General features: G+C 53.0%; 24 protein-coding genes. 8 read left to right on the top strand and 16 right to left on the bottom strand.

Translation table 11 applies throughout. The annotated features are described in order from the left end of the window. Window positions 1-7: 7 nt before the first annotated feature. From atpD to asnC, 12 genes are all read right to left on the bottom strand, one after another. Complete coding sequence (gene atpD / locus C0557_RS25835; RefSeq protein ID WP_074776361.1) at window positions 8-1,390, bottom strand: F0F1 ATP synthase subunit beta; 1,383 nt, start codon at window positions 1,388-1,390, stop codon at window positions 8-10. Window positions 1,391-1,416: 26 nt separating this feature from the next. After that, window positions 1,417-2,280 (bottom strand): F0F1 ATP synthase subunit gamma, encoded by an 864-nt coding sequence (gene atpG, locus C0557_RS25840; RefSeq protein WP_007369372.1) that lies wholly within the window; start codon window positions 2,278-2,280, stop codon window positions 1,417-1,419. A 50-nt stretch (window positions 2,281-2,330) separates the two neighbouring features. Next, on the bottom strand, window positions 2,331-3,872 hold the full coding sequence (atpA, locus tag C0557_RS25845; protein WP_007369371.1) for a F0F1 ATP synthase subunit alpha: 1,542 nt from the start codon (window positions 3,870-3,872) through the stop codon (window positions 2,331-2,333). 12 nt (window positions 3,873-3,884) lie between these two features. Further along, window positions 3,885-4,418, bottom strand: a complete 534-nt coding sequence (atpH, locus tag C0557_RS25850) for a F0F1 ATP synthase subunit delta (protein WP_007369370.1) — start codon at window positions 4,416-4,418, stop codon at window positions 3,885-3,887. A 13-nt stretch (window positions 4,419-4,431) separates the two neighbouring features. Further along, window positions 4,432-4,902, bottom strand: coding sequence for a F0F1 ATP synthase subunit B (atpF, locus tag C0557_RS25855; protein WP_007369369.1), 471 nt, complete (start codon window positions 4,900-4,902; stop codon window positions 4,432-4,434). A 58-nt stretch (window positions 4,903-4,960) separates the two neighbouring features. Continuing rightward, window positions 4,961-5,200 carry a F0F1 ATP synthase subunit C gene (gene atpE / locus C0557_RS25860; protein WP_007369368.1) on the bottom strand — a complete coding sequence of 80 codons (240 nt, stop codon included), beginning with the start codon at window positions 5,198-5,200 and terminating at the stop codon, window positions 4,961-4,963. Window positions 5,201-5,248: 48 nt separating this feature from the next. Beyond that, window positions 5,249-6,067, bottom strand: coding sequence for a F0F1 ATP synthase subunit A (atpB, locus tag C0557_RS25865; protein ID WP_007369367.1), 819 nt, complete (start codon window positions 6,065-6,067; stop codon window positions 5,249-5,251). 8 nt (window positions 6,068-6,075) lie between these two features. Continuing rightward, entirely contained in the window at window positions 6,076-6,456 is a 381-nt protein-coding gene (gene atpI, locus C0557_RS25870; protein ID WP_035941962.1) for a F0F1 ATP synthase subunit I, read from the bottom strand. A gap of 617 nt (window positions 6,457-7,073) precedes the next feature. Next, the gene (rsmG, locus tag C0557_RS25875) at window positions 7,074-7,697 is read right to left on the bottom strand and encodes a 16S rRNA (guanine(527)-N(7))-methyltransferase RsmG (RefSeq protein ID WP_144134644.1); all 624 of its coding nucleotides are present in this window, start codon (window positions 7,695-7,697) and stop codon (window positions 7,074-7,076) included. A 94-nt stretch (window positions 7,698-7,791) separates the two neighbouring features. After that, on the bottom strand, window positions 7,792-9,681 hold the full coding sequence (gene mnmG / locus C0557_RS25880) for a tRNA uridine-5-carboxymethylaminomethyl(34) synthesis enzyme MnmG (protein ID WP_208662393.1): 1,890 nt from the start codon (window positions 9,679-9,681) through the stop codon (window positions 7,792-7,794). Window positions 9,682-10,053: 372 nt separating this feature from the next. Continuing rightward, complete coding sequence (gene mioC / locus C0557_RS25885) at window positions 10,054-10,503, bottom strand: FMN-binding protein MioC (RefSeq protein WP_074776365.1); 450 nt, start codon at window positions 10,501-10,503, stop codon at window positions 10,054-10,056. A gap of 119 nt (window positions 10,504-10,622) precedes the next feature. Next, on the bottom strand, window positions 10,623-11,081 hold the full coding sequence (gene asnC, locus C0557_RS25890) for a transcriptional regulator AsnC (RefSeq protein ID WP_007369362.1): 459 nt from the start codon (window positions 11,079-11,081) through the stop codon (window positions 10,623-10,625). A 150-nt stretch (window positions 11,082-11,231) separates the two neighbouring features. Here asnC and asnA point away from each other — a divergent pair, with 150 nt between their 5' ends. Continuing rightward, complete coding sequence (gene asnA / locus C0557_RS25895; protein WP_208662394.1) at window positions 11,232-12,224, top strand: aspartate--ammonia ligase; 993 nt, start codon at window positions 11,232-11,234, stop codon at window positions 12,222-12,224. Here asnA and viaA read toward each other — a convergent pair. Continuing rightward, a complete protein-coding gene (gene viaA, locus C0557_RS25900) occupies window positions 12,221-13,672 on the bottom strand; it encodes an ATPase RavA stimulator ViaA (protein WP_208662395.1) in 1,452 nt (483 codons plus the stop codon). The two genes, asnA and viaA, sit on opposite strands and share 4 nt — an antisense overlap. Next, entirely contained in the window at window positions 13,666-15,162 is a 1,497-nt protein-coding gene (gene ravA, locus C0557_RS25905; protein ID WP_208662396.1) for an ATPase RavA, read from the bottom strand. Before ravA ends, viaA begins: the two co-directional genes overlap by 7 nt. A gap of 222 nt (window positions 15,163-15,384) precedes the next feature. Between ravA and kup the strand changes: the two genes are divergently transcribed. From kup to rbsR, 7 genes are all read left to right on the top strand, one after another. Further along, complete coding sequence (kup, locus tag C0557_RS25910) at window positions 15,385-17,253, top strand: low affinity potassium transporter Kup (RefSeq protein ID WP_208662403.1); 1,869 nt, start codon at window positions 15,385-15,387, stop codon at window positions 17,251-17,253. Window positions 17,254-17,457: 204 nt separating this feature from the next. Then, entirely contained in the window at window positions 17,458-17,877 is a 420-nt protein-coding gene (rbsD, locus tag C0557_RS25915) for a D-ribose pyranase (protein ID WP_074776370.1), read from the top strand. Window positions 17,878-17,884: 7 nt separating this feature from the next. Then, window positions 17,885-19,390 carry a ribose ABC transporter ATP-binding protein RbsA gene (rbsA, locus tag C0557_RS25920; RefSeq protein WP_208662405.1) on the top strand — a complete coding sequence of 502 codons (1,506 nt, stop codon included), beginning with the start codon at window positions 17,885-17,887 and terminating at the stop codon, window positions 19,388-19,390. A 5-nt stretch (window positions 19,391-19,395) separates the two neighbouring features. After that, window positions 19,396-20,361, top strand: a complete 966-nt coding sequence (gene rbsC / locus C0557_RS25925) for a ribose ABC transporter permease (protein WP_043955976.1) — start codon at window positions 19,396-19,398, stop codon at window positions 20,359-20,361. A gap of 26 nt (window positions 20,362-20,387) precedes the next feature. Next, complete coding sequence (gene rbsB / locus C0557_RS25930) at window positions 20,388-21,278, top strand: ribose ABC transporter substrate-binding protein RbsB (protein ID WP_043955975.1); 891 nt, start codon at window positions 20,388-20,390, stop codon at window positions 21,276-21,278. Between the two features lie 112 nt (window positions 21,279-21,390). After that, window positions 21,391-22,320 (top strand): ribokinase, encoded by a 930-nt coding sequence (gene rbsK / locus C0557_RS25935; protein ID WP_074776389.1) that lies wholly within the window; start codon window positions 21,391-21,393, stop codon window positions 22,318-22,320. Between the two features lie 12 nt (window positions 22,321-22,332). Beyond that, the gene (gene rbsR, locus C0557_RS25940; protein WP_208663128.1) at window positions 22,333-23,316 is read left to right on the top strand and encodes a ribose operon transcriptional repressor RbsR; all 984 of its coding nucleotides are present in this window, start codon (window positions 22,333-22,335) and stop codon (window positions 23,314-23,316) included. Here the strand turns inward: rbsR and mdtD are convergent. Both mdtD and C0557_RS25950 read right to left on the bottom strand, forming a co-directional pair. Then, complete coding sequence (gene mdtD / locus C0557_RS25945) at window positions 23,308-24,711, bottom strand: multidrug transporter subunit MdtD (protein WP_007369351.1); 1,404 nt, start codon at window positions 24,709-24,711, stop codon at window positions 23,308-23,310. The genes rbsR and mdtD overlap by 9 nt on opposite strands. 11 nt (window positions 24,712-24,722) lie before the next feature. Then, window positions 24,723-25,412, bottom strand: coding sequence for a FadR/GntR family transcriptional regulator (locus C0557_RS25950; RefSeq protein WP_074776373.1), 690 nt, complete (start codon window positions 25,410-25,412; stop codon window positions 24,723-24,725). Window positions 25,413-26,021 lie beyond the last annotated feature (609 nt).

Here is a 26,021-nt window from a genome sequence, read left to right on the forward strand (position 1 = left end):
TAAGGCGTTAAAGTTTTTTGGCTTTTTCCACGACTTCGTCGATGGAACCGACCATGTAGAACGCCTGCTCCGGCAGGTGATCGTATTCGCCTTCCATGATGCCTTTAAAGCCACGGATGGTGTCTTTCAGGGAAACGTATTTACCCGGAGAACCGGTGAATACTTCCGCTACGAAGAACGGCTGGGACAGGAAGCGCTGGATCTTACGCGCGCGAGCTACCACCAGTTTGTCGTCTTCAGACAGTTCATCCATACCCAGGATGGCGATGATGTCTTTCAGTTCCTGATAACGTTGCAGCAGAGACTGAACGCCACGCGCAACATCATAGTGTTCCTGGCCAACAACCAGCGGATCCAACTGACGGCTGGTGGAATCCAGCGGGTCAACGGCCGGGTAGATACCCAGAGACGCGATCTGACGGCTCAGTACCACGGTTGCGTCAAGGTGCGCAAAGGTAGTTGCCGGAGACGGGTCAGTCAAGTCATCCGCAGGTACGTATACCGCCTGAACAGAGGTGATGGAGCCGGTTTTGGTGGAGGTAATACGCTCCTGCAGCACGCCCATCTCTTCTGCCAGCGTCGGCTGGTAACCTACCGCTGAAGGCATACGGCCCAGCAGTGCGGATACTTCAGTACCGGCGAGGGTATAACGGTAAATGTTGTCAACGAACAGCAGAACGTCACGACCTTCGTCACGGAATTTCTCTGCCATGGTCAGACCGGTCAGCGCAACGCGCAGACGGTTTCCCGGCGGCTCGTTCATCTGGCCATACACCAGGGATACTTTGTCGATAACGTTGGAGTCGGTCATTTCGTGGTAGAAGTCGTTACCCTCACGAGTACGTTCACCCACGCCCGCAAACACAGAGTAACCGGAGTGTTCGATCGCGATGTTACGGATCAGCTCCATCATGTTTACGGTTTTACCTACGCCCGCACCACCGAACAGACCAACTTTACCGCCCTTAGCAAACGGACACATCAGGTCGATAACTTTGATGCCGGTTTCCAGCAGTTCCTGAGAGTTTGACAACTCTTCATAGGTCGGAGCTGCGCGGTGGATAGCCCAACGCTCTTCTTCACCGATGTCGCCTTTCATGTCTACTGGTTCACCCAGTACGTTCATGATACGACCCAGTGTTGCTTTACCTACCGGGACTTCGATCGGGTGCTCGAGGTCTTTAACTTCCAGACCGCGACGCAGACCGTCGGAGGAACCCATTGCGATGGTACGTACGATACCGCCGCCGAGCTGCTGCTGAACTTCCAGCACCAGACGATCATTACCATTTTGCACCTCAAGAGCATCGTACACACGCGGTACGGCATCCTGAGGGAATTCGACGTCAACCACGGCGCCGATTACCTGGACAATTTTTCCAGTAGCCATCTTGAATCCTCTACGAATTAACCTGGTTATACCGCGGATGCACCACCGACGATCTCGGTGAGTTCCTGAGTAATGCTGGCCTGACGAGCCTTGTTGTATACCAACTGCAGCTCTTTAATCAGGCTGCCACCATTATCGGTTGCGGCTTTCATCGCCACCATACGTGCGGCCTGCTCGCTGGCCAGGTTTTCCACAACACCCTGATAAACCTGAGACTCGACGTAACGACGCAGCAGGGTATCCAGCAGCGCTTTCGGGTCTGGTTCATACAGATAATCCCAGGCTTTATGCTTCAAACCTTCATCCTCTGAAGCCGGCAGCGGCAGCAGTTGGGTGATGGTTGGCACCTGAGACATGGTGTTGATAAATTTGTTGCTGACAATATAAAGCTTGTCCAGACGGCCTTCGTCATAGGCCTGCAACATCACTTTTACCGGTCCAATCAGTTCGGACAGGGAAGGGTTATCCCCCATACCTGTCACCTGCGCGACAACGTTCGCACCGACGGAATTAAAGAATGCTACGCCCTTGGAGCCGATCATTGCGAGTTCGCTCTGAACGCCTTTATCGGACCATGCTTTCATATCCGCCAGCAGTTTTTTGAACAGGTTAATGTTCAAGCCGCCACACAGACCACGGTCGGTCGACACCACCAGGTAGCCCACGCGTTTAACGTCGCGTTCTTCCAGGTAAGGGTGCTTATATTCCAGATTACCGTGAGCAAGGTGACCAATCACTTTGCGCATGGTATCTGCATAAGGACGGCTGGCCGCCATTCTGTCCTGCGATTTACGCATTTTGGAAGCGGCGACCATCTCCATCGCTTTAGTGATCTTTTGCGTGTTCTGGACGCTTGCGATCTTACTACGTATCTCTTTTGCGCCGGCCATGAGCTTCTCCTCAATGCCTTGCGGCCTGCCCTAAGGCAAGCCGCCAGACGTTACCAGGACTGGGTTGCTTTAAAGGAGTCGAGGATGCCTTTCAGCTTGCCTTCGATCTCGTCGTTATAGCCACCGGTCTGGTTGATCTCTTGCATCAGCGGAGCGTGGTCACGGTCAACGTAAGCCAGCAGAGCGGCTTCAAAGCTACCGATTTTCGCCAGTTCAACATCCGCCAGGTAACCGCGTTCAGCCGCGAACAGAACCAGAGCCTGCTGCGCGACAGACATCGGCGCATACTGTTTCTGTTTCAGCAACTCGGTCACTTTCTGACCGTGGTCGAGCTGTTTACGGGTTGCATCGTCAAGGTCGGAAGCAAACTGAGAGAACGCTGCCAGTTCACGATACTGTGCCAGAGCGGTACGAATACCACCGGACAGTTTTTTCATGATCTTGGTCTGCGCTGCACCACCTACACGAGATACGGAAATACCCGGGTTTACCGCAGGACGAATACCGGCGTTAAACAGGTTGGATTCCAGGAAGATCTGACCATCGGTAATAGAAATTACGTTAGTCGGAACGAACGCGGAAACGTCACCAGCTTGCGTTTCGATAATCGGCAGCGCAGTCAGAGAACCGGTTTTACCTTTCACTTCACCTTTAGTGAAGCTTTCAACGTATTCCACGTTAACGCGCGCAGCACGTTCCAGCAGACGGGAGTGGAGGTAGAATACGTCGCCCGGGAATGCTTCACGTCCAGGCGGACGACGGAGCAGCAGGGAGATCTGACGGTATGCGACTGCCTGTTTAGACAGGTCATCATAAATGATCAGTGCATCTTCGCCGCGATCGCGGAAATATTCGCCCATTGCGCAACCGGCATACGGAGCCAGGTATTGCAGTGCAGCGGATTCAGACGCGGTTGCCACAACAACGATGGTGTTAGACAGCGCGCCGTGCTCTTCCAGCTTACGCACCACGTTAGAGATGGTGGACGCTTTCTGGCCGATAGCAACGTAGATACATTTAATGCCGGAATCACGCTGGTTGATGATGGCATCGATTGCCAGCGCAGTTTTACCGGTCTGACGGTCGCCGATGATCAATTCACGCTGACCACGACCGATTGGGATCATGGCGTCAACGGATTTGTAACCGGTCTGTACCGGCTGATCAACGGACTGACGATCGATAACGCCCGGAGCGATAGCTTCGACAGCAGCAAAGCCGTCATTATCAACCGGACCTTTACCGTCGATTGGCGCACCCAGGGTGTTCACCACGCGACCCAGCAGGCCACGGCCAACCGGAACTTCAAGAATACGGCCAGTACACTTAACCTTCATACCTTCGGCGAGGTCAGCATACGGCCCCATCACAACTGCACCCACGGAGTCGCGCTCCAGGTTCAGTGCGATAGCGTAACGGTTACCCGGCAGGGAGATCATTTCACCCTGCATACAATCGGCCAGGCCGTGGATACGGATAACACCGTCGCTTACAGAAACAATAGTACCTTCGTTGTGAGCTTCACTCACAACACTGAACTGAGCAATGCGCTGCTTGATCAGTTCGCTGATTTCGGTGGAATTCAGTTGCATGCTCCAGTCCCCTTAAGACTGCAAGACGTCTGCAAGGCGCTCAAGACGGCCGCGAACGCTGCCATCAATGACCATATCACCCGCACGGATGATTACGCCTGCCATTACAGACTTATCGATATTGCAATTCAGCTTCACTTTGCGTGACAGACGTTTTTCCATCGCGGCGCTGATTTTCGAAAGCTGTTCTTCACTCAGTGCAGTTGCTGAAGTCACATCAACTTCTGCAATAGCCTCGCTGGCTGCACGCAATTGAATAAACTGCTCAAGAACATCAGGAAGCACCTTGATACGACCATTTTCAGCCATCACCCGAATCAGGTTCTGACCTTTGTCGTCAAGTTGCTCCCCACAGACTGCGATAAACGACTTAGCGAGCGTTTCCGGCGCTAAAGCACCAGAGAGAAGCTCAGCCATGTGTTCATTTTTCGTCACCTCGGCAGCGAACGCCAGCATATCCTGCCAGCGGTCAACGCTCTGGTTTTCGACGGCAAAGTCAAAAGCTGCTTTGGCGTAGGGGCGAGCTACCGTTACAAATTCAGACATCAGCCCCTCCTCCTTACAGTTCAGCGACCAGTTTATTCACGATGTCGCTGTTAGCAGCTTCATCCACGGAACGTTCGATGATCTTCTCGGCGCCGGCTACTGCCAGCAGAGCCACCTGTTTACGCAGCTCTTCGCGCGCACGTTTACGCTCGGCATCAATTTCAGCCTGCGCTTGCGCGACGATTTTGTTACGTTCCTGCTCGGCTTCTGCTTTCGCTTCATCCAGGATCTGAGCACGGCGTTTGTTCGCCTGTTCAATGATAACCTGAGCTTCAGCTTTCGCTTTTTTCAGCTGGTCGGTCGCATTGGCCTGTGCAAGATCCAAATCCTTTTTAGCTCGTTCTGCGGAAGCAAGACCGTCAGCAATTTCTTTCTGACGTTTTTCGATGGCAGCCATTAACGGCGGCCATACATACTTCATGCAGAACAGAACGAACAGGACAAACGCGATGGCCTGGCCGAGGATTGTTGCGTTTAGATTCACAGCACAATGCCTCTTATCTGGTTAACGTTCTAAACAATTGCTTGTAAAGCAACCCTTACTACGCGACAGCAAACATCACGTACAGACCCAGACCTACAGCGATCATCGGGATAGCATCCACCAGACCCATTACGATAAAGAACTGAGTACGCAGCAGAGGAATCAGATCCGGTTGACGCGCTGCGCCTTCCAGGAATTTACCCCCGAGGATGCCGATACCGATCGCAGCACCGATTGCCGCCAGACCCATCATCACAGCGGCAGCCAAGTACAGCAGATCCATATTCAGGTTTTCCATGACAGTCTCCAGTTTGTTTCAGTTAAAACGTAGTAGTGTTGTTAAAAATCAATGCTCTTCTGATGCCATCGACAGATAGACAATCGTCAGAACCATGAAGATAAAGGCTTGCAGCGTAATAATCAGGATGTGGAAAATGGCCCATGGCACATTCAGAATCCACTGTGACCACCACGGCAGAAGACCTGCGATCAGAATGAAAATCAACTCACCCGCGTACATGTTGCCGAACAGTCGCAGACCGAGAGAAACCGGTTTGGACAGCAGGCTCACGCCCTCAAGGATAAGGTTTACCGGAATAAATACCGGATGGTTGAACGGCTGGAGAGTCAGCTCTTTAGCGAAACCGCCAATACCCTTCATTTTGATGCTGTAGAACAGAATCAGGATAAATACGCCCAACGCCATAGACAGGGTGATGTTGACGTCCGCAGACGGCACCACGCGCAGCGCAGGAAGACCCAGTACATGTTCAGCGATGTATGGCAACAGGTCGATAGGCAGCAAATCCATCAGGTTCATCAGGAATACCCAGACGAAAATCGTCAGGGCCAGTGGCGCGATAAGCTTGCTTTTGCCGTGGTACATGTCTTTAACGCTACCATGAACAAAACCAATCACCAGCTCAATCGCCGTCTGGAATTTCCCTGGGACTCCGCTGGTGGCTTTTTTCGCTACGCTACGGAACATCACCAGGAACAACAGACCCAGTACCACCGAGAAAAACATGGAGTCGATATTCAGCGTCCAGAAGGTGGCCGGGGGGTTATGCGGATCCACCATCGAGAAGGTACGAAGATCAATCTGAAGGTTATTCAGATGGTGACCTATGTACTCCTGTGGTGTAGAGATTTCTCCTGCAGACATGATGCCTCTTACCCTTTGTTGTTAATTACAGCGGGTGCCAGTATCTGAACAACCAGCACCGAAACCCACGTGACTATCAGCGGCAAAAAAGCCACCTTAAAAACCCCCAGCGCCACCACCAGTAACAAGAATGTTACCAACACCTTGAGCGCTTCACCGAAGGCGAAGGTCCAGGCCACGCGGCCTTTAGCAGGTGTATGCGCCTGATGACGCCAGGCAAAAATCATAAAAAACATATTCGGCAGTAAGACTGCCATACCTCCGCACACGGCGGAAATGCCCCAGAAGGGGTCTTTGAGGCTAAACAGCAATCCACTTGCCATTACCGCCAGAAACTGAATAAGCAGAAGCTTGCGAGCAACGTTTCGACTATAAAGCGACACAGACATGACGTTTCTTAACTCCTGCTCCCTTTGAGGTATGCCGCGTGTCGTATAAAACGTTCTTTATGGTCCGGAGTCAAGCATCAAAAAGCGGTCAAATTATACGGTGCGGCCTCGTGATTTCAAACAATAAGTAGCAAAAAGGTGAATAAATGTTTAAATATTTTTCCCGAGCGCTATTTTTAAACTTTTGAAGAAACTGTGAACTGTCGGGCAAAAGTGCGAATAACACCAAAAACCCAACGACAAAGCGTGCACTCGGTCACAAATTAAACATTTATGCATATGCAGGGTTAATCACGCAAAGAAATTACCACTTTTCAACTTTATGATATTCAAGACGATTTATCACAACTCTTTTTAAAACACCCGCCTATACATCGAAAACCTTCCATTGACATTTATAATAATTATTTTACATCCGTATTTCATTCTACCTGCCGACTTTTAGCGGGCTGATATTTTCACTGTTGATTATTATTTTCATGAATCAAATTCTGGACGTTAAATGTCAGAAAAATCCTGGTAACAAAACGGTGAAATGTAACTGAACGTATCGCCCTTTTTTCCTTCGTTTTTTAACATCTAAGCAACAGCACAAAAGATACATTTTTTGATAAGAATTAAACTTTATTTGGCTTAACGATCACCAGATGACGTTCGCCTTCCAGGTGTGGAACATTCAGTTTAACAATAGCTTCAACGGCCAGCTCCGCAGGTAACAGCGCGATCTCATCTTCCGGCACCAGCCCTTTAAGCGCGTAGAAACGCCCCTCTTCGCCCGGCAAATGGTGACACCAGTTCACCATATCATTCAGCGAGGCAAAGGCACGGCTAATCACACCGTCAAATGGCGGCTCGGCCGGGAAATCTTCAACGCGGCTCTGAACCGGCTCAACGTTGCTCAATTTCAGCTCATGCTGCACCTGACGTAAGAAACGAACGCGTTTCCCCAGGCTGTCGAGCAGCGTGAAATGGGATTCAGGACGGACGATCGAAAGTGGGATCCCCGGCAGACCCGGCCCTGTGCCAACATCGATAAAACGCGTCCCTTGCAGGTACGGCGCAACGACAATGCTGTCGAGAATATGGCGGATGAGCATCTCGTTCGGATCGCGCACAGAAGTCAGGTTATAGGCCTTGTTCCATTTGTGCAGCAGTTCGACATAGGCCACCAGCTGTTTCTGCTGTTCAACCGACAACGAAATGCCTGCTTCATCCAGCAGACGAGAGAGTTTATTGAGCACAGTGAATACCTGTTGAGATGCTAAGCGGCGGGCAGCGCGATGCTTCCCGTCCTAAGAGTTCAATTGGCCCGGCAAGCGCTGCCGGGCAATGTTGTTAAGCGCTGCGGCGCAGCATACCTTGTTTTTTCAGCCACACCAGCAAAATGGAAATTGCCGCTGGCGTGATGCCGGAGATACGCGATGCCTGACCGATCGAGGAAGGTTTGTGATCGTTAAGTTTGGCGATCACTTCGTTAGACAGGCCATTCACCTGACGATAATCCAGCGATGCCGGCAACAGCGTGTTTTCATTGCGCTGTTGTTTTTCGATCTCATCCTGCTGGCGTGCAATGTAACCTTCGTATTTCACCTGGATTTCAACCTGTTCAGCCGCCTGCTGGTCATCAAGACCCGGCGCGAACGGCGTCAACTGCACCAGTTGTTCGTAAGTCATTTCCGGGCGACGCAGCAGATCTTCGCCGCTGGCTTCACGCGACAGCGGTGCAGTCAGGTGCGCATTTACCGCCGGAGCATGTTCTGATGCCGGTGAAACCCACTGCGATTTCAGACGCTGGCGTTCACGTTCAATCGTTTCCAGCTTCTCGTTAAAGCGCGCCCAGCGTTCATCGTCCACCAAGCCCAGCTCGCGACCCGCCTCGGTCAGTCGCAGGTCGGCGTTATCTTCACGCAGCATCAGGCGATACTCCGCGCGGGAGGTGAACATGCGGTACGGCTCTTTGGTGCCGAGCGTGCAGAGATCGTCCACCAGCACACCGAGATAAGCCTGGTCGCGGCGCGGCGCCCAGCCCTCTTTTTCAGCAGAGAAGCGCCCGGCGTTCAGACCGGCCAACAGACCTTGCGCAGCAGCCTCTTCGTAACCGGTGGTACCGTTAATCTGGCCAGCAAAGAACAGGCCATGGATGTATTTGCTTTCCAGCGTCGGTTTCAAATCGCGCGGGTCAAAGAAATCGTACTCAATGGCATAGCCTGGGCGCACGATCTTCGCGTTTTCCATCCCCTGCATGGAACGGACGATTTGCATCTGCACATCGAACGGCAAGCTGGTGGAGATACCGTTCGGATAAATTTCGTTGGAGGTCAGCCCTTCCGGTTCCAGGAAGATCTGATGCTGGTTACGATCGGCAAAGCGCATCACTTTGTCTTCGATCGACGGGCAGTAACGCGGGCCGATCCCTTCGATCACGCCAGCGTACATCGGGCTACGATCGAGGTTATTACGGATCACGTCATGGGTTTTTTCATTGGTATGTGTGACATAACACGGTACCTGGCGCGGATGCTGCCCGACGTTGCCCATAAACGAGAATACCGGCATCGGGTTATCCCCGTGCTGCTGCGCCAGAACGCTGAAGTCGATGGTACGGGCATCAATACGCGGCGGCGTACCGGTTTTCAGACGGCTGACGCGCAACGGCAGCTCGCGCAGGCGGCGCGAGAGCGGAATAGACGGCGGATCGCCAGCGCGGCCACCGCTGTAGTTATCAAGGCCGATGTGGATTTTACCGTCGAGGAAGGTCCCGACCGTCAGCACCACGGCTTTGGCGCGGAATTTCAGCCCCATCTGGGTGACTGCGCCAACGACGCGATCGTTTTCCACGATCAGATCTTCCACTGCCTGCTGGAAGATCATCAGGTTCGGCTGGTTTTCCAGAGCGGTGCGTACCGCCTGACGGTAAAGCACGCGGTCTGCCTGCGCACGGGTGGCGCGCACTGCCGGGCCTTTGCTCGCGTTTAGTATCCTAAACTGAATGCCTGCCTGATCGATCGCTTTCGCCATCAGCCCGCCGAGCGCATCCACTTCTTTTACCAGGTGTCCTTTCCCAATACCGCCGATCGCCGGGTTGCAGCTCATCTGCCCCAGCGTGTCGATATTGTGTGTCAAAAGCAGAGTCTGTTGACCCATACGTGCTGCGGCCATCGCGGCCTCAGTACCTGCATGACCCCCGCCAATGATAATGACGTCAAAAGGATCCGGATAAAACATGGTGGTATGCCTCGCCTAAGCGGTTAGAAATTGGATTGAAGCCCGGGCCGTGGATTCTACTCAACTTTAGTCCAGTGAGAAAGATCCGGATCCTGGGTATTAAAAAGAAGATCTTTTATATAGAGAGATCTGTTCTATTGTGATCTCTTATTAGGATCGCGATGTCTTGTGGATAACCCGGATCATCGCTGTAAGATCAATTTATTAGAGAGGATCATTAGCTGTGAATGATCGGTGATCCTGGACCGTATAAGCTGGGATCAGAATGCCTGTTTATACACAGGCTGAAAACTACACAAGCGTTATTCATGGGATAACTACCGGTTAATAAGGCCTTTTAAGCATAGTTATCCACAACTGATCGCACGATCTTTAATCGTTCTTGAGTAAATTTTTCCAGGATCCCAGCCATTCTTCCGCTGGATCCTCCGGAATATCGTGTTCGAGAATGTTGATCTTCAGTGTTTCACCGATCTGTTTCGCGCCATTTGCCTTCAACGCGCCTTCAATCTTCTCGATTGCCTGGCAGAAGGTGTCATATTCACGACTGCCAATGCCGATCGCGCCAAAGCGCACCTGCGCGAGATCCGGCTTCTGCTCCTGTAGATCGTCTAAAAACGGTTGCAGGTTCTCAGGCAGATCGCCGGCTCCATGGGTGGAACTGATCACCAGCCAGATGCCCTGCGGAGAAAGATCCTCTAATAGCGGGCCGTGCAGCGTCTCGGTGCTATAACCGGCATCTTCCAGCTTTTCAGCCAGGTGTTCCGCCACATATTCCGCACCGCCGAGGGTGCTGCCGCTAATAAGAGTAATATCCGCCATGAAAACCCCGCTCCGTTTATTCGCCATCCGGCGACAAAGTGAGGCGTATTGTACGCTGTGAAAGGTCTGGGATCTACCTGTGGACAATATGGGTATTAAGGAAGGACGAAAATGCCCCGTTAAGGGCGGATCGTGCGCATGATAGGGTTTTGCAGGGAGATCAATGTTTCCGTGGACTGAATTTCATCAATTGTTTGGATCTTGTTGATAAGTACCTGTTGCAGGGCATCAATGGATCGGCACATCACTTTTATAAAGATGCTGTAGTGGCCGGTGGTGTAATAGGCTTCGGTCACTTCTTCCAGACTTTCCAGCTTGGCCAGCGCTGAAGGGTAATCTTTCGCACTCTTCAAAATGATGCCAATAAAGCAGCAGACATCGTAACCGAGTTGTTTCGGGCTGACATCGATACGCGCGCCGGTGATGATCCCGGCTTGCTTCATCTTTTCTACACGTACATGAATAGTGCCGGGGCTGACGCCAAATTGTTTGGCCAGTTCCGCATAAGCGGTGCGCGCATTGGCCATTAACGCGTCGAGGATGCCGCGGTCCAGATTATCGATCTGATAATTTTCCATAGGGTTTTCTTATGAAGAATAAAGATTATTTCTATTTTACCTGCTTATTTTATCGATTTAAAACCGTACAGGCCTTTTTAATTGTGGATTATTGAGTTGAGACGGCATTTTGTTGCTTAATTATCAGCAACAAAAGACAGGAGTAACATAATGAAAACCGCTTACATCGCCAAACAACGCCAAATTGCCTTCGTGAAATCTTTTTTCTCCCGCCAGCTGGAGGAGAAACTGGGCCTTATTGAAGTTCAGGCGCCGATCCTCAGTCGCGTCGGTGATGGCACGCAGGATAACCTGTCAGGGTGTGAAAAAGCGGTGCAGGTTAATGTGAAAACGCTGCCGGATGCCCGTTTTGAGGTGGTGCATTCGCTGGCGAAATGGAAACGGCTGACGCTGGGACAGCATGATTTCAGCGCCGGAGAAGGCTTGTACACCCATATGAAAGCCCTGCGTCCGGATGAAGACCGTCTTTCGGCTATTCACTCCGTTTATGTTGATCAGTGGGACTGGGAACGCGTGCTGGGCGATGGCGAACGTCATGTTTCAACGCTGAAATCCACTGTCGACGCGATTTGGGCCGGGATCAAAGCGACGGAAGCCGCCGTTAGCGAAACCTTTGGGCTTGTACCGTTTCTGCCGGAACAGATCCATTTTGTGCACAGCGAAACGCTGCTCAGCCGCTTCCCGGAGCTGGATGCCAAAGGGCGGGAAAAAGCGATTGCGAAAGAGCTGGGGGCGGTGTTCCTGATGGGGATTGGCGGCAAACTCAGCGACGGCAAGCGCCACGATGTGCGCGCACCGGATTATGATGACTGGAGCACGCCTGCTGAAGCCGGTTTTAGTGGCCTGAACGGCGATATTCTGGTGTGGAACCCGGTGCTGGAAGATGCGCTGGAACTCTCTTCGATGGGGATCCGCGTAGATGCGGAGGCGTTGAAACGTCAGTTGCGGATCACCGGCGACGAAGATCGGTTGCAACTGGAATGGCACCAGGCGCTGCTGCGCGGTGAGATGCCGCAAACCATCGGCGGCGGTATTGGTCAGTCGCGCCTGACGATGCTGCTGTTGCAGCTGTCGCATATCGGCCAGGTGCAGTGCGGTGTGTGGCCCGCAGCGGTTCGCGAGCAGGTTTCCGGCCTGCTCTAACGCCGCCAGCGTCGCAGCAGGCGGCTGCGCATCCCGGTATCAAAGCGCCATATATGATCGAAAATACGCATGATGCCGGGTTTACCATGTACCGACATTGCCACCGCGTGGAAGCGGTGCTGGTGAACGTTCTGCAACGCTTTCACTTTGCTGATGATATCGTCCGGCAGGCGCTGGGCGATAAAATCCGAGATCACCACGGCGTCGGCGTCAAACCATTCGCCGCCCTGCATCCGTTCAATGATCGCCCGAAAACAGCTTGCCAGATCGGTTCCGCCACGGAAGCGCTGGCTCAGAAAGCGGATTGCCTGCTCCAGCCCCTGCGCGCTGGTCAGTTCATAACGCACGACTTCGCTGGAAAACAGCATAATAAAGCAGCGCCGTTTGTCCGCCAGCGCCACACGCATCAGCGCCAGACAGAATGCTTTCGCGCACTGCTCATTAAACCCGCCCATTGAACCGGAAGTATCAACGCAGACGATAAACGGCCCGCGCGGTTGTTCATCAAAATCCTGATGGATCACCGGGCGTTCGGTCACCTTTTCCCGCCAGGCATCGCCGTGCAGACGGTAAGTGAGCAGTTGCTTTTCCACCAGCCGCCGGTAAAACTCATATTCCAGCTCCGTAATGCCGAGCGTTGCCAGCTCCGGCGGCAACAGGCGCAAAATATCATCGCTCTGATGCAATCCATCGACCTGTTCCGGTACGGTTGCCGGTTCACGCACCAGTGTGCGGAACGTTTCCATCGGCGCATCTTTGCGCGGCACTGATTTCGCCTCCCGCGAGCGGCCAAGCTGCTCCGCCAGTTGCTGAAGCTCCGGCTGCTCTTTCAGGAAATCACCGTATTTGATGATCAGCTGGTAGTCGCCGCGTTTAAGCTGACCGGCGCTCATATCCCACAAGCGTCCGGCGGCGTTCTCATTTTCGACCAGCACCGGTTCCAGTTGCCCGCTCAGCGTCATGCGCTCCTGCACCTCACTCAGCAACTGCTCGCGTTCCTCTTCCAGCAGTTGCTGATTAAAGGTCGTGGTTTGCACGACGAGGCTCAGACGCCAGCGCTGTAAAAAGAGGGTATGCAAAGCGGGTGTGAACTGTGGGTTATCCGTTACCATTTGTCGGGCCTGGGCGGCAAAAGGCGAATGCAGCTTTTCCAGTAATGCCAGGATCTGCGGTAACTGCACGATAAATTGCGATGTTGAGAGTAGCTGGCTTTGCTGGTAACTCAGCACTTCTTCCGCCAGTTCCGGCGGGACAGCGGTCTCTTTCAGATGCTTTTTTAGCGCTTCGCGCCAGCGGGGAACATCTTCCGTGATCGCATGTTTTAAGCGCGGGAATTTTTCAAAAAACAGCGCCAGCTGCGGAGAAGCCAGCAGCAGAACGATGAGCTCTTCCACCAGCGTCTCTTCGCTGATAGTGAGCATCACATTCAGTGTTTCCAGCGTTAGCATTGACGCGCCTGTTGGATCTGCGCGCGAACGTCCTGCAGGCTGGCTTCAATGCGACCTAACCAGTCGCCAGAGACGAACAGGCATTTTTGCTGCTCGCTAAAACGGCTGTGCTGCTGGTGCCAGGTGTTATCCAGCGCTTCCAGTTGTTGGGCGATCTCTTCCGGGACATTTTCGGTAGTGGCGCCAGGCAGCGCAAGACGCGATCCCTGCAAACTGACATCGCGGATCACCAGATGAAGCGAGGTATCAACCTCAAGGTTTAACGGTTGCGCAAAACCGATACCGTTAAGTTTGCCGCGGATTTCACCGCCTTTCGCCAGCCACTGCTCAAGCGCGTTGCGCTCAATGGTGACGTGAATCACCTGTAAATCGTGCAGTTTCAACGGCTGCTGTAGCAGTAACGTCAACAGCGATTCGTTCAGGCCTTCGGGCAAATCATAGTGCGGACGGCGGCTGAACATACCGCCCTGGCGGCTGACTTTCAGCGCGGTTTTGTCGCTTTGTTGCTGCTGAAGCTGCATATGGCGCTGATTGATACTGGTGAGCTGTGTCAGCATCGATTGTTGCTGCCACGCGTGCCCGGTCATCAAAATATCCAGTTGCTGCTGCAGCAAACGCAGGCTTTCGGCATCGTGCCACAGGCAATCTTTCAGCAGGATCAAATCAATGGGCGCAACCGTATCACGCCCGCTGAAAAAGGCGCTGGACTGTAATAAGCGGATAGCTTTTTTCCAGCGGCGATCGGAAACATACGGCGCATTCGGTAAGGCATCGAGCTGCTGGCGCAGCGTATAGATCAGCTCAAATACCGGATCGGGCAGTTTGACCAGCCCAATCTCCTGTTGCCAGCGCTGATATTCCTCGTCGGTGATTTGCAACTCGGCGGGCACCGGATTTTCGTTCTCGTCCTGCTGGCTGATCAGCATGGAGCGGAAATTCCCCTTCTCCTGCACTTTGTCGAGCCACAGGCGGATCAACATGCGATCATACAGCGCTTCGAGGCTGCTGTCGGCTTCCGGCAGCTCGTTCGAGGCGGCCACCAGCAAACGCATCGGGATCTTCTCTTCGCTCGCGCCGTTACGGAAGCGACGTTCGTTAATGGCGGTGAGCAGGGTGTTGAGGATCGCCGGGCCGGCTTTCCAGATCTCATCCAGAAACACGATTTCTGCTTCCGGAAGATAACCGTCAGTCAGGCGCTCATAGCGCCCTTCATCTTTTAACGCCTGAATGGAGAGCGGACCAAAAACCTCTTCCGGCGTGGAGAAGCGCGTCATCAGGTATTCAAAGGCGCGGGCATGTTTAAAGGCGAATTTCAGGCGACGAGCGATCAGGCTTTTCGCAATGCCTGGCGGGCCAAGAAGAAATACGCTCTCGCCGCTCAGCGCAGCCAGCAGGCATAACCGGATAGCGTGGCTACGCTCAAAGAGTCCTTTTTCCAGCGCGCTGCTTAAGCGGGAAATTCTTTCTGCTAATAAATGTGAGTGAGCCATAATAGATTTGCGTCCTTTCGCCGTGATATCCGGCTTGCAAAAGCGAGTATAGACGTTTCCGAAAGGGCTTGTAATAGACTGAAGAACGGCTTTATTTTCATTGCGCCAGATTAATGTGGCCGCATTTAGGGGTACGATTTTGCAAATAATCGTGCATACTGTGCGCTTTTTGTGGGCCAAGGGACTAAGCACACATTTGTCATTCAAACAAAAGATTAGTCTATGAGCACTGATAATAAACAATCGTTACCCGCTGTCACTCTTGCGGCAATTGGGGTTGTCTACGGTGATATTGGCACCAGCCCACTTTATACACTTCGTGAATGTTTGTCTGGTCAGTTTGGCTTTGGTGTTGAGCGCGATGCCGTCTTCGGCTTTTTGTCACTGATCTTCTGGCTGCTGGTTTTTGTGGTCTCCATTAAGTATCTGATGTTCGTCATGCGTGCGGATAACGCTGGTGAAGGCGGTATTCTGACGCTGATGTCGCTGGCCGGTCGCAACACGTCGGCCAGAATGACTTCGGTGCTGGTGATCATGGGATTGATTGGCGGCAGCTTCTTCTATGGTGAGGTGGTTATTACCCCCGCGATCTCGGTGATGTCGGCGATAGAGGGGCTGGAGATTGTCGCGCCTTCGCTCGATAGCTGGATTGTGCCGCTGTCGATTATCGTTTTAACCCTGCTGTTTATGATTCAGAAGCACGGTACCGGGCTGGTGGGGAAACTGTTTGCACCGATCATGCTGGCGTGGTTTCTGATACTGGCCGTACTCGGCGCGCGCGGTATTATCGAAAATCCCGAAGTGTTGCAGGCGCTGAATCCGCTTTGGGCGGTGAATTTCTTCCTTGAATACAAGACTGTCTCTTTTGTTGCGCTTGGCGCCGTGGTGCTATCAATCACCGGTGTCGAGGCGCTGTATGCGGATATGGGGCACTTCGGTAAGCTGCCTATTCGCATGGCGTGGTTTATTGTGGTGCTGCCGTCGCTGGCGCTGAATTATTTTGGCCAGGGCGCATTATTGCTGAAAACGCCGGAAGCGATTAAGAACCCCTTCTTCCTGCTGGCGCCTGAGTGGGCGCTGATCCCAATGTTGATTATTGCCACGCTGGCGACGGTCATTGCGTCGCAGGCGGTTATTTCAGGCGTCTTCTCCCTGACTCGCCAGGCGGTGCGTCTGGGCTATCTGGCGCCGATGCGTATTATCCATACCTCGGAGATGGAATCCGGGCAAATCTATATTCCGTTCATTAACTGGCTACTCTATTTTGCAGTAGTGCTGGTGATTGTCAGCTTTGAACACTCCAGCAATCTGGCGGCGGCTTACGGTATTGCCGTTACCGGGACGATGGTGCTGACCTCCATTCTTTCCACGACCGTGGCACGCAAAAACTGGCACTGGAATAAAGTGCTGGTGGGGCTGATTCTGATCTTCTTACTGAGTATCGATGTACCGCTGTTCTCGGCGAACCTCGATAAAATCGTTTCCGGTGGCTGGCTGCCGTTAACGCTCGGCATGGTGATGTTCCTGGTGATGACCACCTGGAAAAGTGAACGGTTCCGCCTGCTGCGCCGCATGCACGAACATGGCAACTCTCTGGAGGCGATGATTGCGTCGCTGGAGAAATCGCCGCCGGTTCGTGTGCCCGGTACGGCGGTGTACATGTCCCGCGCGCTGAATGTCATTCCATTTGCCATGATGCATAACCTGAAGCACAACAAGGTGCTGCATGAACGCGTGATCCTGTTGACGCTGCGTACTGAAGATGCGCCTTACGTCCACAATGTGCGTCGGGTACAAATTGAACAGTTATCGCCAACTTTCTGGCGCGTGGTGGCCAGTTACGGCTGGCGCGAAACGCCGAACGTTGAAGAGGTGTTCCATCGCTGCGGTCTGGAAGGGCTCAATTGCCGGATGATGGAAACTTCCTTCTTTATGTCGCATGAGTCGTTGATCCTCGGTAAACGACCATGGTATTTGCGGCTGCGCGGCAAACTCTACCTGGTATTGCAGCGCAACGCGCTGCGCGCGCCGGACCAGTTTGAGATCCCGCCAAACCGGGTTATCGAGTTGGGAACGCAGGTTGAAATTTAACGTCTTAAAACCCCTCTTTATGAGGGGTTTTTTGTTATTTATGTCTGTGAATTTCATTTAAGCTAATCAAGCTGTTTTTTTCATCACATTCGGACGCGAAACGTTTCGATATCGATCACACTTCTGTAACTGAGACATAGTTATAAGATTATTCTTTGTACTACACTGCGTTCAGCGAAACGTTTCGCTAGTGGAGCATAAAAAATGAAAAAAGGTCGTGTATTGAACGCTGACATTTCGTCAGTTATCTCTCGTCTTGGTCATACCGATACGCTGGTGGTATGTGATGCCGGGTTGCCGGTGCCGCGTAATACGCAACGCATTGATATGGCGCTAACGCAGGGCGTACCGTCCTTTATGCAGGTGCTGGATGTGGTGACAGCCGAAATGCAGGTTGAATCCGCTATCCTGGCGCAGGAAATCAAACAACATAATCCGCAGCTCCACGAAACGTTGCTTAAGTCTCTTGAGCAACTGCAACAACACCAGGGAAACACCATAGAAGTGCGGTACGTTACGCACGAGCAGTTTAAAAAACACACCGCGGACAGTCATGCGGTGATTCGCAGCGGGGAGTGTTCCCCGTTTGCGAATATCATTCTCTGTGCTGGCGTCACTTTCTGAGGCCATCATGGACGCGTTACTGCAACTCAAGGGGATCGATAAAGCATTCCCCGGCGTTAAAGCGCTTTCCGGCGCGGCGCTGAATGTCTATCCTGGCCGTGTGATGGCGCTGGTGGGCGAAAATGGTGCCGGTAAATCCACGATGATGAAAGTGCTTACGGGCATCTATACCCGTGACGCCGGTTCGCTGCTGTGGCTGGGAAAAGAGACCACCTTTAACGGCCCAAAATCATCGCAGGAAGCTGGTATCGGCATTATCCACCAGGAATTGAACCTGATCCCGCAGCTCACCATTGCTGAGAATATTTTTCTCGGGCGTGAGTTCGTTAATCGCTTCGGCAAAATCGACTGGAAAAAGATGTTTGCTGATGCCGACAAGCTGCTGGCCAAACTGAATCTGCGCTTTAAGAGCGATCGGCTGGTAGGGGAACTCTCCATCGGCGATCAACAGATGGTCGAAATCGCCAAAGTGATGAGCTACGAATCGCAGGTCATCATTATGGATGAACCCACCGACGCCCTGACGGACACCGAAACCGAATCGCTGTTCCGCGTGATCCGCGAGCTGAAATCGCAGGGGCGCGGCATTGTCTATATCTCCCACCGTATGAAAGAGATCTTCGAGATTTGCGATGACGTGACGGTTTTCCGTGACGGGCAATTTATCGCCGAGCGTGAAGTGGCGACGCTCACCGAAGATACGCTGATCGAAATGATGGTAGGCCGCAAGCTGGAAGACCAATACCCGCGGCTGGATCAGGCGCCGGGCGAAGTGCGTCTTACCGTCGATAATCTGTGTGGTCCTGGCGTGGAAAACGTCAGTTTCACCCTGCGCAAAGGCGAGATCCTTGGCGTCGCCGGGTTGATGGGCGCTGGCCGCACCGAACTGATGAAAGTGCTGTATGGCGCACTGCCGCGCACCAGCGGTTATGTGACACTCGACGGTCATGAAGTGCTCACCCGCTCTCCGCAGGACGGGCTGGCGAACGGCATCGTCTATATTTCAGAAGACCGTAAGCGTGACGGCTTAGTGCTCGGCATGTCAGTGAAAGAGAATATGTCGCTGACGGCGCTGCGTTACTTCAGCCGCGCGGGCGGTTCGCTGAAACATAAAGATGAACAGCAGGCGGTGAATGATTTTATCCGTCTGTTCAATGTGAAAACACCATCAATGGAGCAGGCAATTGGTTTGCTCTCCGGCGGTAATCAGCAAAAAGTGGCGATTGCCCGTGGTTTGATGACGCGGCCAAAAGTGCTGATCCTCGACGAACCGACGCGCGGCGTCGATGTTGGGGCGAAAAAAGAGATTTATCAGCTTATTAACCAGTTCAAGGCTGACGGGCTGAGCATCATCCTGGTCTCCTCTGAAATGCCGGAAGTGCTGGGAATGAGCGATCGCATTATGGTGATGCATGAAGGGCATCTCGGCGGTGAATTCACGCGCGAGCAGGCCACTCAGGAAGTGTTGATGGCTGCCGCTGTGGGCAAGCTTAATCGTGTGAATCAGGAGTAAAAAAGATGACTACCCAGGCTGTTTCTGGTCGCCGTTATTTCAGCAAAGCATGGCTAATGGAACAAAAATCGTTAATTGCTTTGCTGGTGCTGATTGCGATTGTTTCGACAATGAGTCCGAACTTTTTTACCGTCAATAACCTGCTGAACATCCTGCAACAAACCTCGGTGAACGCCATTATGGCGGTGGGGATGACGCTGGTTATCCTGACCTCGGGAATTGATCTGTCCGTCGGTTCCCTGCTGGCACTCACCGGCGCGGTTGCGGCCTCGATGATTGGCGTGGAAGTGAATGCGCTGGTGGCCGTTGCTGGTGCGCTGGCGCTGGGGGCGGCGATCGGCGCCGTTACCGGGGTGATTGTCGCGAAAGGCCGCGTGCAGGCGTTTATCGCTACGCTGGTAATGATGTTGCTGCTGCGCGGCGTAACGCTGGTTTACACCAATGGCAGCCCAATCAATACCGGATTTACCGCTAACGCAGATATTTTTGGCTGGTTTGGTATTGGCCGCCCGCTCGGGATCCCGACGCCAGTGTGGCTGATGGCTGTGGTCTTTATCGCCGCCTGGTATTTATTGCATCAAACCCGCCTGGGCCGCTATATCTATGCGCTGGGCGGTAACGAAGCGGCGACGCGCTTGTCCGGCATCTCCGTCGATAAAGTGAAAATTATCGTCTACTCGCTGTGCGGCCTGCTGGCTTCACTGGCGGGCATTATTGAAGTGGCGCGTCTCTCTTCTGCACAGCCTACTGCGGGGGCCGGTTATGAACTGGATGCTATTGCTGCGGTGGTATTGGGCGGAACCAGTCTGGCTGGCGGTAAAGGTCGCATTGTTGGGACGTTGATCGGCGCATTGATTCTGGGCTTCCTCAATAATGGATTGAATTTGTTGAGCGTTTCCTCCTATTACCAGATGATCGTTAAAGCAGTGGTGATTCTGCTCGCGGTGCTGGTAGACAACAAAAAGCAGTAATTACCTACACAACAGGACTCGTGAATATGAACATGAAAAAACTGGCCACTCTGGTTTCTGCTGTTGCACTGAGCGCCACCATTAGCGCAAACGCGATGGCGAAAGACTCTATTGCTCTGGTGATTTCCACGCTGAACAACCCGTTCTTCGTCTCCCTGAAGGATGGCGCACAGAAAGAGGCGGATAAACTGGGGTATGACCTGGTTGTCCTGGATTCGCAGAACAACCCGGCCAAAGAGCTGGCCAACGTGCAGGATCTGACCGTTCGCGGTACCAAACTGCTGCTGATTAACCCGACAGACTCCGATGCTGTCGGCAACGCGATCAAAATGGCTAACCAGGCAAAAATCCCGGTAATTACCCTCGACCGCGTAGCAAGCAGTGGTGAAGTGGTCAGCCACATTGCCTCTGATAACGTGCTCGGCGGCAAAATTGCTGGCGACTACATCGCTAAAAAAGCGGGTGAAGGCGCGAAAGTTATCGAACTGGCGGGTATCGCCGGGACTTCTGCTGCACGTGAACGTGGCGAAGGTTTCCAGCAGGCCGTTGCCGCACATAAATTTAACGTGCTGGCCAGCCAGCCGGCAGACTTCGATCGTACTAAAGGCCTGAACGTCATGCAGAACCTGCTGACGGCTCACCCGGACGTTCAGGCAGTCTTTGCCCAGAACGATGAAATGGCGCTGGGTGCGCTGCGTGCGCTGCAAACTGCCGGTAAAACCGACGTGATGGTGGTGGGTTTTGACGGTACGCCAGACGGTGTAAAAGCCGTCAATGACGGCAAACTGGCAGCAACGATTGCTCAGTTGCCGGAGCAGATTGGCGCGAAAGGTGTTGATACCGCAGACAAAGTGCTGAAAGGCGAAAAAGTCTACGCGAAAAACCCGGTTGACCTGAAACTGGTCATCAAGCAGTAATAAGCAGTTCAGTCGGTGGGCTTGAACCTGCCGACTGGGGACAACGTAAAAATAAAGAAAAGCATGGCACGCGCCACCGGGAACGGTGGCGCACTTTATGGACAAGCTCATCATGAAAACCGCAGGCAAACTCGTCGTCCTTGGTAGTATCAATGCCGATCACATTCTTAACCTTGAATCTTTCCCGACGCCGGGCGAAACCGTCACCGGCAGTCAGTATCAGGTGGCTTTCGGTGGTAAAGGCGCAAACCAGGCGGTTGCCGCCGGGCGTAGCGGCGCCGATATCGCTTTTATCGCTTGCACGGGCGATGACGACACGGGCGCTCGCGTTCGTAAGCAACTGGAAAGCGATCATATTGATGTGGCGCCAGTAAGCGTTGTTGCAGGGGAATCCACCGGCGTGGCGCTGATTTTTGTTAATGGCGAAGGTGAGAATGTCATCGGTATTCATGCGGGAGCGAATGCGGCGCTCTCGATTGAACGCGTAGAAGCGCAGCATGCGCTGATTGCGAACGCATCGGCGTTGCTGATGCAATTGGAGTCGCCGGTAGAAAGCGTGCTGGCTGCCGCGCGCATCGCGCAGCAGAACCACACGACCGTAGCGCTTAACCCTGCTCCGGCGCGGGAACTCTCCGATGAACTGCTGGCGCTGGTGGACATCATCACGCCAAATGAAACCGAAGCGGAAAAACTGACCGGTGTTCGCGTTGACAGCGATGAAGACGCCGCGCGTGCCGCGCAGGCGCTGCATGCCAAAGGCATCAAGACGGTAATTATTACCCTTGGCAGCCGTGGCGTATGGGCAAGTGTTAATGGTGAAGGTAAACGCGTTCCCGGCTTTAAAGTGAAAGCCATTGATACCATTGCCGCTGGCGATACCTTCAACGGCGCGCTGTTGACGGCATTGCTGGAAGATAAAACGCTGGATGAAGCGATCCGTTTTGCTCATGCAGCAGCGGCGATTGCCGTCACGCGTAAAGGCGCGCAACCTTCTGTTCCGTGGCGCAAAGAGATTGATGATTTTCTCTCTCAGCAGGGGTGAAACTTGGCCACCATGAAGGATGTTGCCCGCGCGGCGGGCGTTTCCACCTCAACGGTATCCCACGTAATTAACAAAGATCGCTTTGTCAGTGATGCTGTTCGGGAGAAGGTGGAAACAGCGATCAAAACGCTGAACTATGCCCCTTCCGCGCTGGCGCGGAGCCTGAAAATCAATCAGACCCGCACCATCGGCATGCTGATAACTGCCAGTACTAACCCCTTTTATTCCGAGCTGGTACGCGGTGTGGAGCGTAGCTGTTTTGAGCGCGGTTACAGCCTGGTGTTGTGCAATACCGAAGGCGATGAACAGCGGATGAACAGTAATCTGGAAACGCTGATGCAGAAGCGTGTCGACGGGTTGCTGCTACTGTGCACCGAGACCCATCAGCCTTCGCAAGAGATCATGCAGCGCTATCCTTCTATACCGACCGTAATGATGGACTGGGCGCCGTTTAACGGTGATAGCGATCTGATTCAGGATAACTCTTTGCTGGGTGGTGATATGGCAACGCAGTATCTGATCAATAAAGGATTCACGCGTATAGCCTGTATCACCGGGCCGCTGGACAAAACGCCTGCGCGTTTGCGTCTGGAGGGGTATCGCGAAGCGATGATGCGTGCCGGGTTAACCATCCGTGAAGGCGATGAAATCGAGAGCGACTTTGAATTCGGCGGCGGTTTTGACGCTATGCAGGCATTACTGGCGATGAGCGAACGCCCGCAGGCGGTATTTATCGGCAACGATGCGATGGCTGTTGGCGCATACCAGGCTTTGTATCAGGCCGGGTTGAAGATCCCGCAAGATATGGCGATTGTCGGTTATGACGATATAGAACTGGCGCGCTATATGACTCCGCCGCTCACCACTATTCATCAACCAAAAGATGAACTGGGTGAGCTGGCAATTGATGTGCTCATCCACCGTATTGCTGAACCGGGTTTGCAGCAACAGCGGTTGCAGCTCACGCCGATTCTGATGGTGCGTGGTTCAGCCTGATTTTTTGTGGCGCTCTTTGATCAGGTTGCGGCCATCTTTCGCTTTCAGCAGCATAAAGACCAGCGCGGAGAGCAGCGTAATAGCGCCCATGGTAATAAAGGTGTAGTGGAACTGCTCCACGGTATTAATGCTATCGAACCCTTCATAGAAACGCAGTACCGCGGCGCTGACCGCGACCCCCAGGCTTATCGATAACTGTTGCGTGACCGCCAGGACACTATTGCCGCTGCTGGCGTTTTCATCGGTTAAGTCCGCCAGAGTAATGGTATTCATCGAGGTAAACTGGGTGGACATCGCCATCCCCAGGATGAACAGCGGCAGCACCAGCATCCATACTGCCATCGCCGGCGTTTGCAGAGCGAACTGGGCAATCATCAAACCAATAAACAGCGTAATGCCAACCAGCGTCTTGCGATAACCGAACCAGCGCAATATCTGTGTGACCGTGGATTTTGCCAGGATAGAGCCCAGCGCGGTGGGCGCCATCATGCAACCAGCAATCAGCGCGGGATACCCAAAACCGACCTGCAACATCAGCGGCATCAAAAACGGTACGCAACCCGTCCCCAGGCGGGAAGCAATGTTCCCGGCAATGCCGACGGAAAAGGTGCGGGTGTTAAACAGATTGAGTGATATCAGTGGAGCTGGATGGCGGCGCGCGTGGCGGACGTAAGCCCACAGCAAACCGAGGCCGCTGAGGATAATCGCGAAAGCAATCCAGCTGGCGACCAGCTTCTCTCCAAATAACTCCATGCCGCTGGAAAACAGTACAAGGCTTAAACCAAAAAGAAAAAAGCCCCCCATATCGAAACTTCGCCGTGGCGTGGTGAAGTTCGGCATATATTTCCGCGCATAGAACAGACCAGCGATACCAATCGGGATATTAATCAAAAAGATCCAGTGCCAGCTTGCCCAGGTAACCAGTACGCCGCCCAATACCGGGCCAAGAATCGGCCCGACAAGCCCGGGCATGGTGACGAAGTTCAGGACCGGCAGCAGTTCACTGCGCGGATATGCGCGTAGTAATGCCAGACGGGCTACCGGCATCATCATCGCACCGCCAATCCCCTGAATGACACGGAATACAACCAGCATCGACAGTGAGTTGGAAAGCGCGCACGCCAGAGAACCAAGAGTAAACAGGCTAACCGCCAGCATAAATACCCGACGCGTGCCAAAACGGTCTGCCAGCCAGCCGCTCATTGGGATCAACATTGCTACGGTCAGCGTGTAACTAATGATGGTGGATTGCATCGCCAGCGGGGAACGACCAAGGCTCTGTGCTATTGCGGGTAGGGCTGTGTTAAGAATGGTGGCATCCAGTGCCTGCATAAAAAAAGCCATTGCTGCGATCCATGGCAGGCCGGCCATACTGCGCGCTTTCTTCTCTGTCATACCAGTTCCCGTTAATTAGGCGTATTCAGTAATAACTGGCTCGCCCGGAATGCGCTCTCACCGTCGCTTTCCTGAATGGCGTCCACTATCGCCTGATGAAGGTCGAGTTTGATCACTTCGTTTTGCGTGATAGAGGTAAAGTAGGTGTGGTAAATCGAGTGAAAGAGCGAAGAGAAAGAGATAAGGAAGGGATTATCACTCATCGCGTAAATGTGTTCATGCCAGGCCATATCCACTTCAATCCAGCGTTCGCGGTTAAAGTCTTTTTTCAGGCTAACCATCTCTTCCATTAAGGTATTGAGATACGCTTTTTGTTCTGCGCTGGCGAGTGTTGCTGCAAGCAGGCAAGCCTGAGGCTCAAGGCTGCTGCGCATAATAAGGAAGTGCTGAATGATTTCCTTGAAGTTATCCTCGTGCATCCACCAGAACAACAATTCTTTATCAAGGAAGTTCCAGTTGTCGCGGGGCATTACCCGGGTACCAATACGCGGGCGAGGCAAGACCATCCCTTTTGCGGTTAATGTCTTTACCGCTTCTCTGACTGCGGTGCGGCTGACGCCAAACTTCTCGCCCAGTTCCATCTCACCCGGTAAAATCGAGCCCGGAGCATATTCACCTTTCAGGATCTGTTGCGCCAGTTTCTCTGCTAGCACCCAGGAGATGTTTTTCTGCGCGGCAAGCTGCTGTGCGTTTAAAGGCATTTCTCACTTCCTTTTTTCTTTGTATCACTTGCTAGTATGCCATTCGATATCTGTCAGTGGTGGCAAAAACAGCAAAATCAGCAATTCATGACGCTTTTTGCCGCGTTTTGTTGAAAAAAGACACGGTTGAAAACTTTTTTCAAATTAGGGGTTGTCAGCCGGAATTATCTCCCTATAATGCGCCTCCACTGACACGGCACAACGGCAAACACACCGGCCTGTCAGGTGAAGAAAACCGAAAATAATCAGTTGACTTCACGGCGGGAAAGCGTAATATGCACACCCCGCGCCGCAGCGAAAACACAGCGGCACTGCTCTTTAACAATTTATCAGACAATCTGTGTGGGCACTCAGGTGACATGGATTCTTAACGTCCTCGGACGAAAAATGAATACCAAGTCTCACGGGTGAACACGTAATTCATTACGAAGTTTAATTCGATGAGCATCAAACTTTAAATTGAAGAGTTTGATCATGGCTCAGATTGAACGCTGGCGGCAGGCCTAACACATGCAAGTCGGACGGTAGCACAGAGAGCTTGCTCTCGGGTGACGAGTGGCGGACGGGTGAGTAATGTCTGGGAAACTGCCTGATGGAGGGGGATAACTA

The sequence above is a fragment of the Kosakonia sp. MUSA4 genome, assembly GCF_013085925.1.
In the GTDB taxonomy this organism is placed as follows: domain Bacteria; phylum Pseudomonadota; class Gammaproteobacteria; order Enterobacterales; family Enterobacteriaceae; genus Kosakonia; species Kosakonia sacchari_B.

Bases quoted from the DNA above. Each gene is read 5' to 3' on its own strand.
- atpD (WP_074776361.1), bottom strand. From the start codon at position 1,390: ATGGCTACTGGAAAAATTGTCCAGGTAATCGGCGCCGTGGTTGACGTC.
- atpG (WP_007369372.1), bottom strand. From the start codon at position 2,280: ATGGCCGGCGCAAAAGAGATACGTAGTAAGATCGCAAGCGTCCAGAAC.
- atpA (WP_007369371.1), bottom strand. From the start codon at position 3,872: ATGCAACTGAATTCCACCGAAATCAGCGAACTGATCAAGCAGCGCATT.
- atpH (WP_007369370.1), bottom strand. From the start codon at position 4,418: ATGTCTGAATTTGTAACGGTAGCTCGCCCCTACGCCAAAGCAGCTTTT.
- atpE (WP_007369368.1), bottom strand. From the start codon at position 5,200: ATGGAAAACCTGAATATGGATCTGCTGTACTTGGCTGCCGCTGTGATG.
- atpB (WP_007369367.1), bottom strand. From the start codon at position 6,067: ATGTCTGCAGGAGAAATCTCTACACCACAGGAGTACATAGGTCACCAT.
- atpI (WP_035941962.1), bottom strand. From the start codon at position 6,456: ATGTCTGTGTCGCTTTATAGTCGAAACGTTGCTCGCAAGCTTCTGCTT.
- mnmG (WP_208662393.1), bottom strand. From the start codon at position 9,681: ATGTTTTATCCGGATCCTTTTGACGTCATTATCATTGGCGGGGGTCAT.
- mioC (WP_074776365.1), bottom strand. From the start codon at position 10,503: ATGGCGGATATTACTCTTATTAGCGGCAGCACCCTCGGCGGTGCGGAA.
- asnC (WP_007369362.1), bottom strand. From the start codon at position 11,081: ATGGAAAATTATCAGATCGATAATCTGGACCGCGGCATCCTCGACGCG.
- asnA (WP_208662394.1), top strand. From the start codon at position 11,232: ATGAAAACCGCTTACATCGCCAAACAACGCCAAATTGCCTTCGTGAAA.
- viaA (WP_208662395.1), bottom strand. From the start codon at position 13,672: ATGCTAACGCTGGAAACACTGAATGTGATGCTCACTATCAGCGAAGAG.
- ravA (WP_208662396.1), bottom strand. From the start codon at position 15,162: ATGGCTCACTCACATTTATTAGCAGAAAGAATTTCCCGCTTAAGCAGC.
- kup (WP_208662403.1), top strand. From the start codon at position 15,385: ATGAGCACTGATAATAAACAATCGTTACCCGCTGTCACTCTTGCGGCA.
- rbsD (WP_074776370.1), top strand. From the start codon at position 17,458: ATGAAAAAAGGTCGTGTATTGAACGCTGACATTTCGTCAGTTATCTCT.
- rbsA (WP_208662405.1), top strand. From the start codon at position 17,885: ATGGACGCGTTACTGCAACTCAAGGGGATCGATAAAGCATTCCCCGGC.
- rbsC (WP_043955976.1), top strand. From the start codon at position 19,396: ATGACTACCCAGGCTGTTTCTGGTCGCCGTTATTTCAGCAAAGCATGG.
- rbsB (WP_043955975.1), top strand. From the start codon at position 20,388: ATGAACATGAAAAAACTGGCCACTCTGGTTTCTGCTGTTGCACTGAGC.
- rbsK (WP_074776389.1), top strand. From the start codon at position 21,391: ATGAAAACCGCAGGCAAACTCGTCGTCCTTGGTAGTATCAATGCCGAT.
- rbsR (WP_208663128.1), top strand. From the start codon at position 22,333: ATGAAGGATGTTGCCCGCGCGGCGGGCGTTTCCACCTCAACGGTATCC.
- mdtD (WP_007369351.1), bottom strand. From the start codon at position 24,711: ATGACAGAGAAGAAAGCGCGCAGTATGGCCGGCCTGCCATGGATCGCA.
- C0557_RS25950 (WP_074776373.1), bottom strand. From the start codon at position 25,412: ATGCCTTTAAACGCACAGCAGCTTGCCGCGCAGAAAAACATCTCCTGG.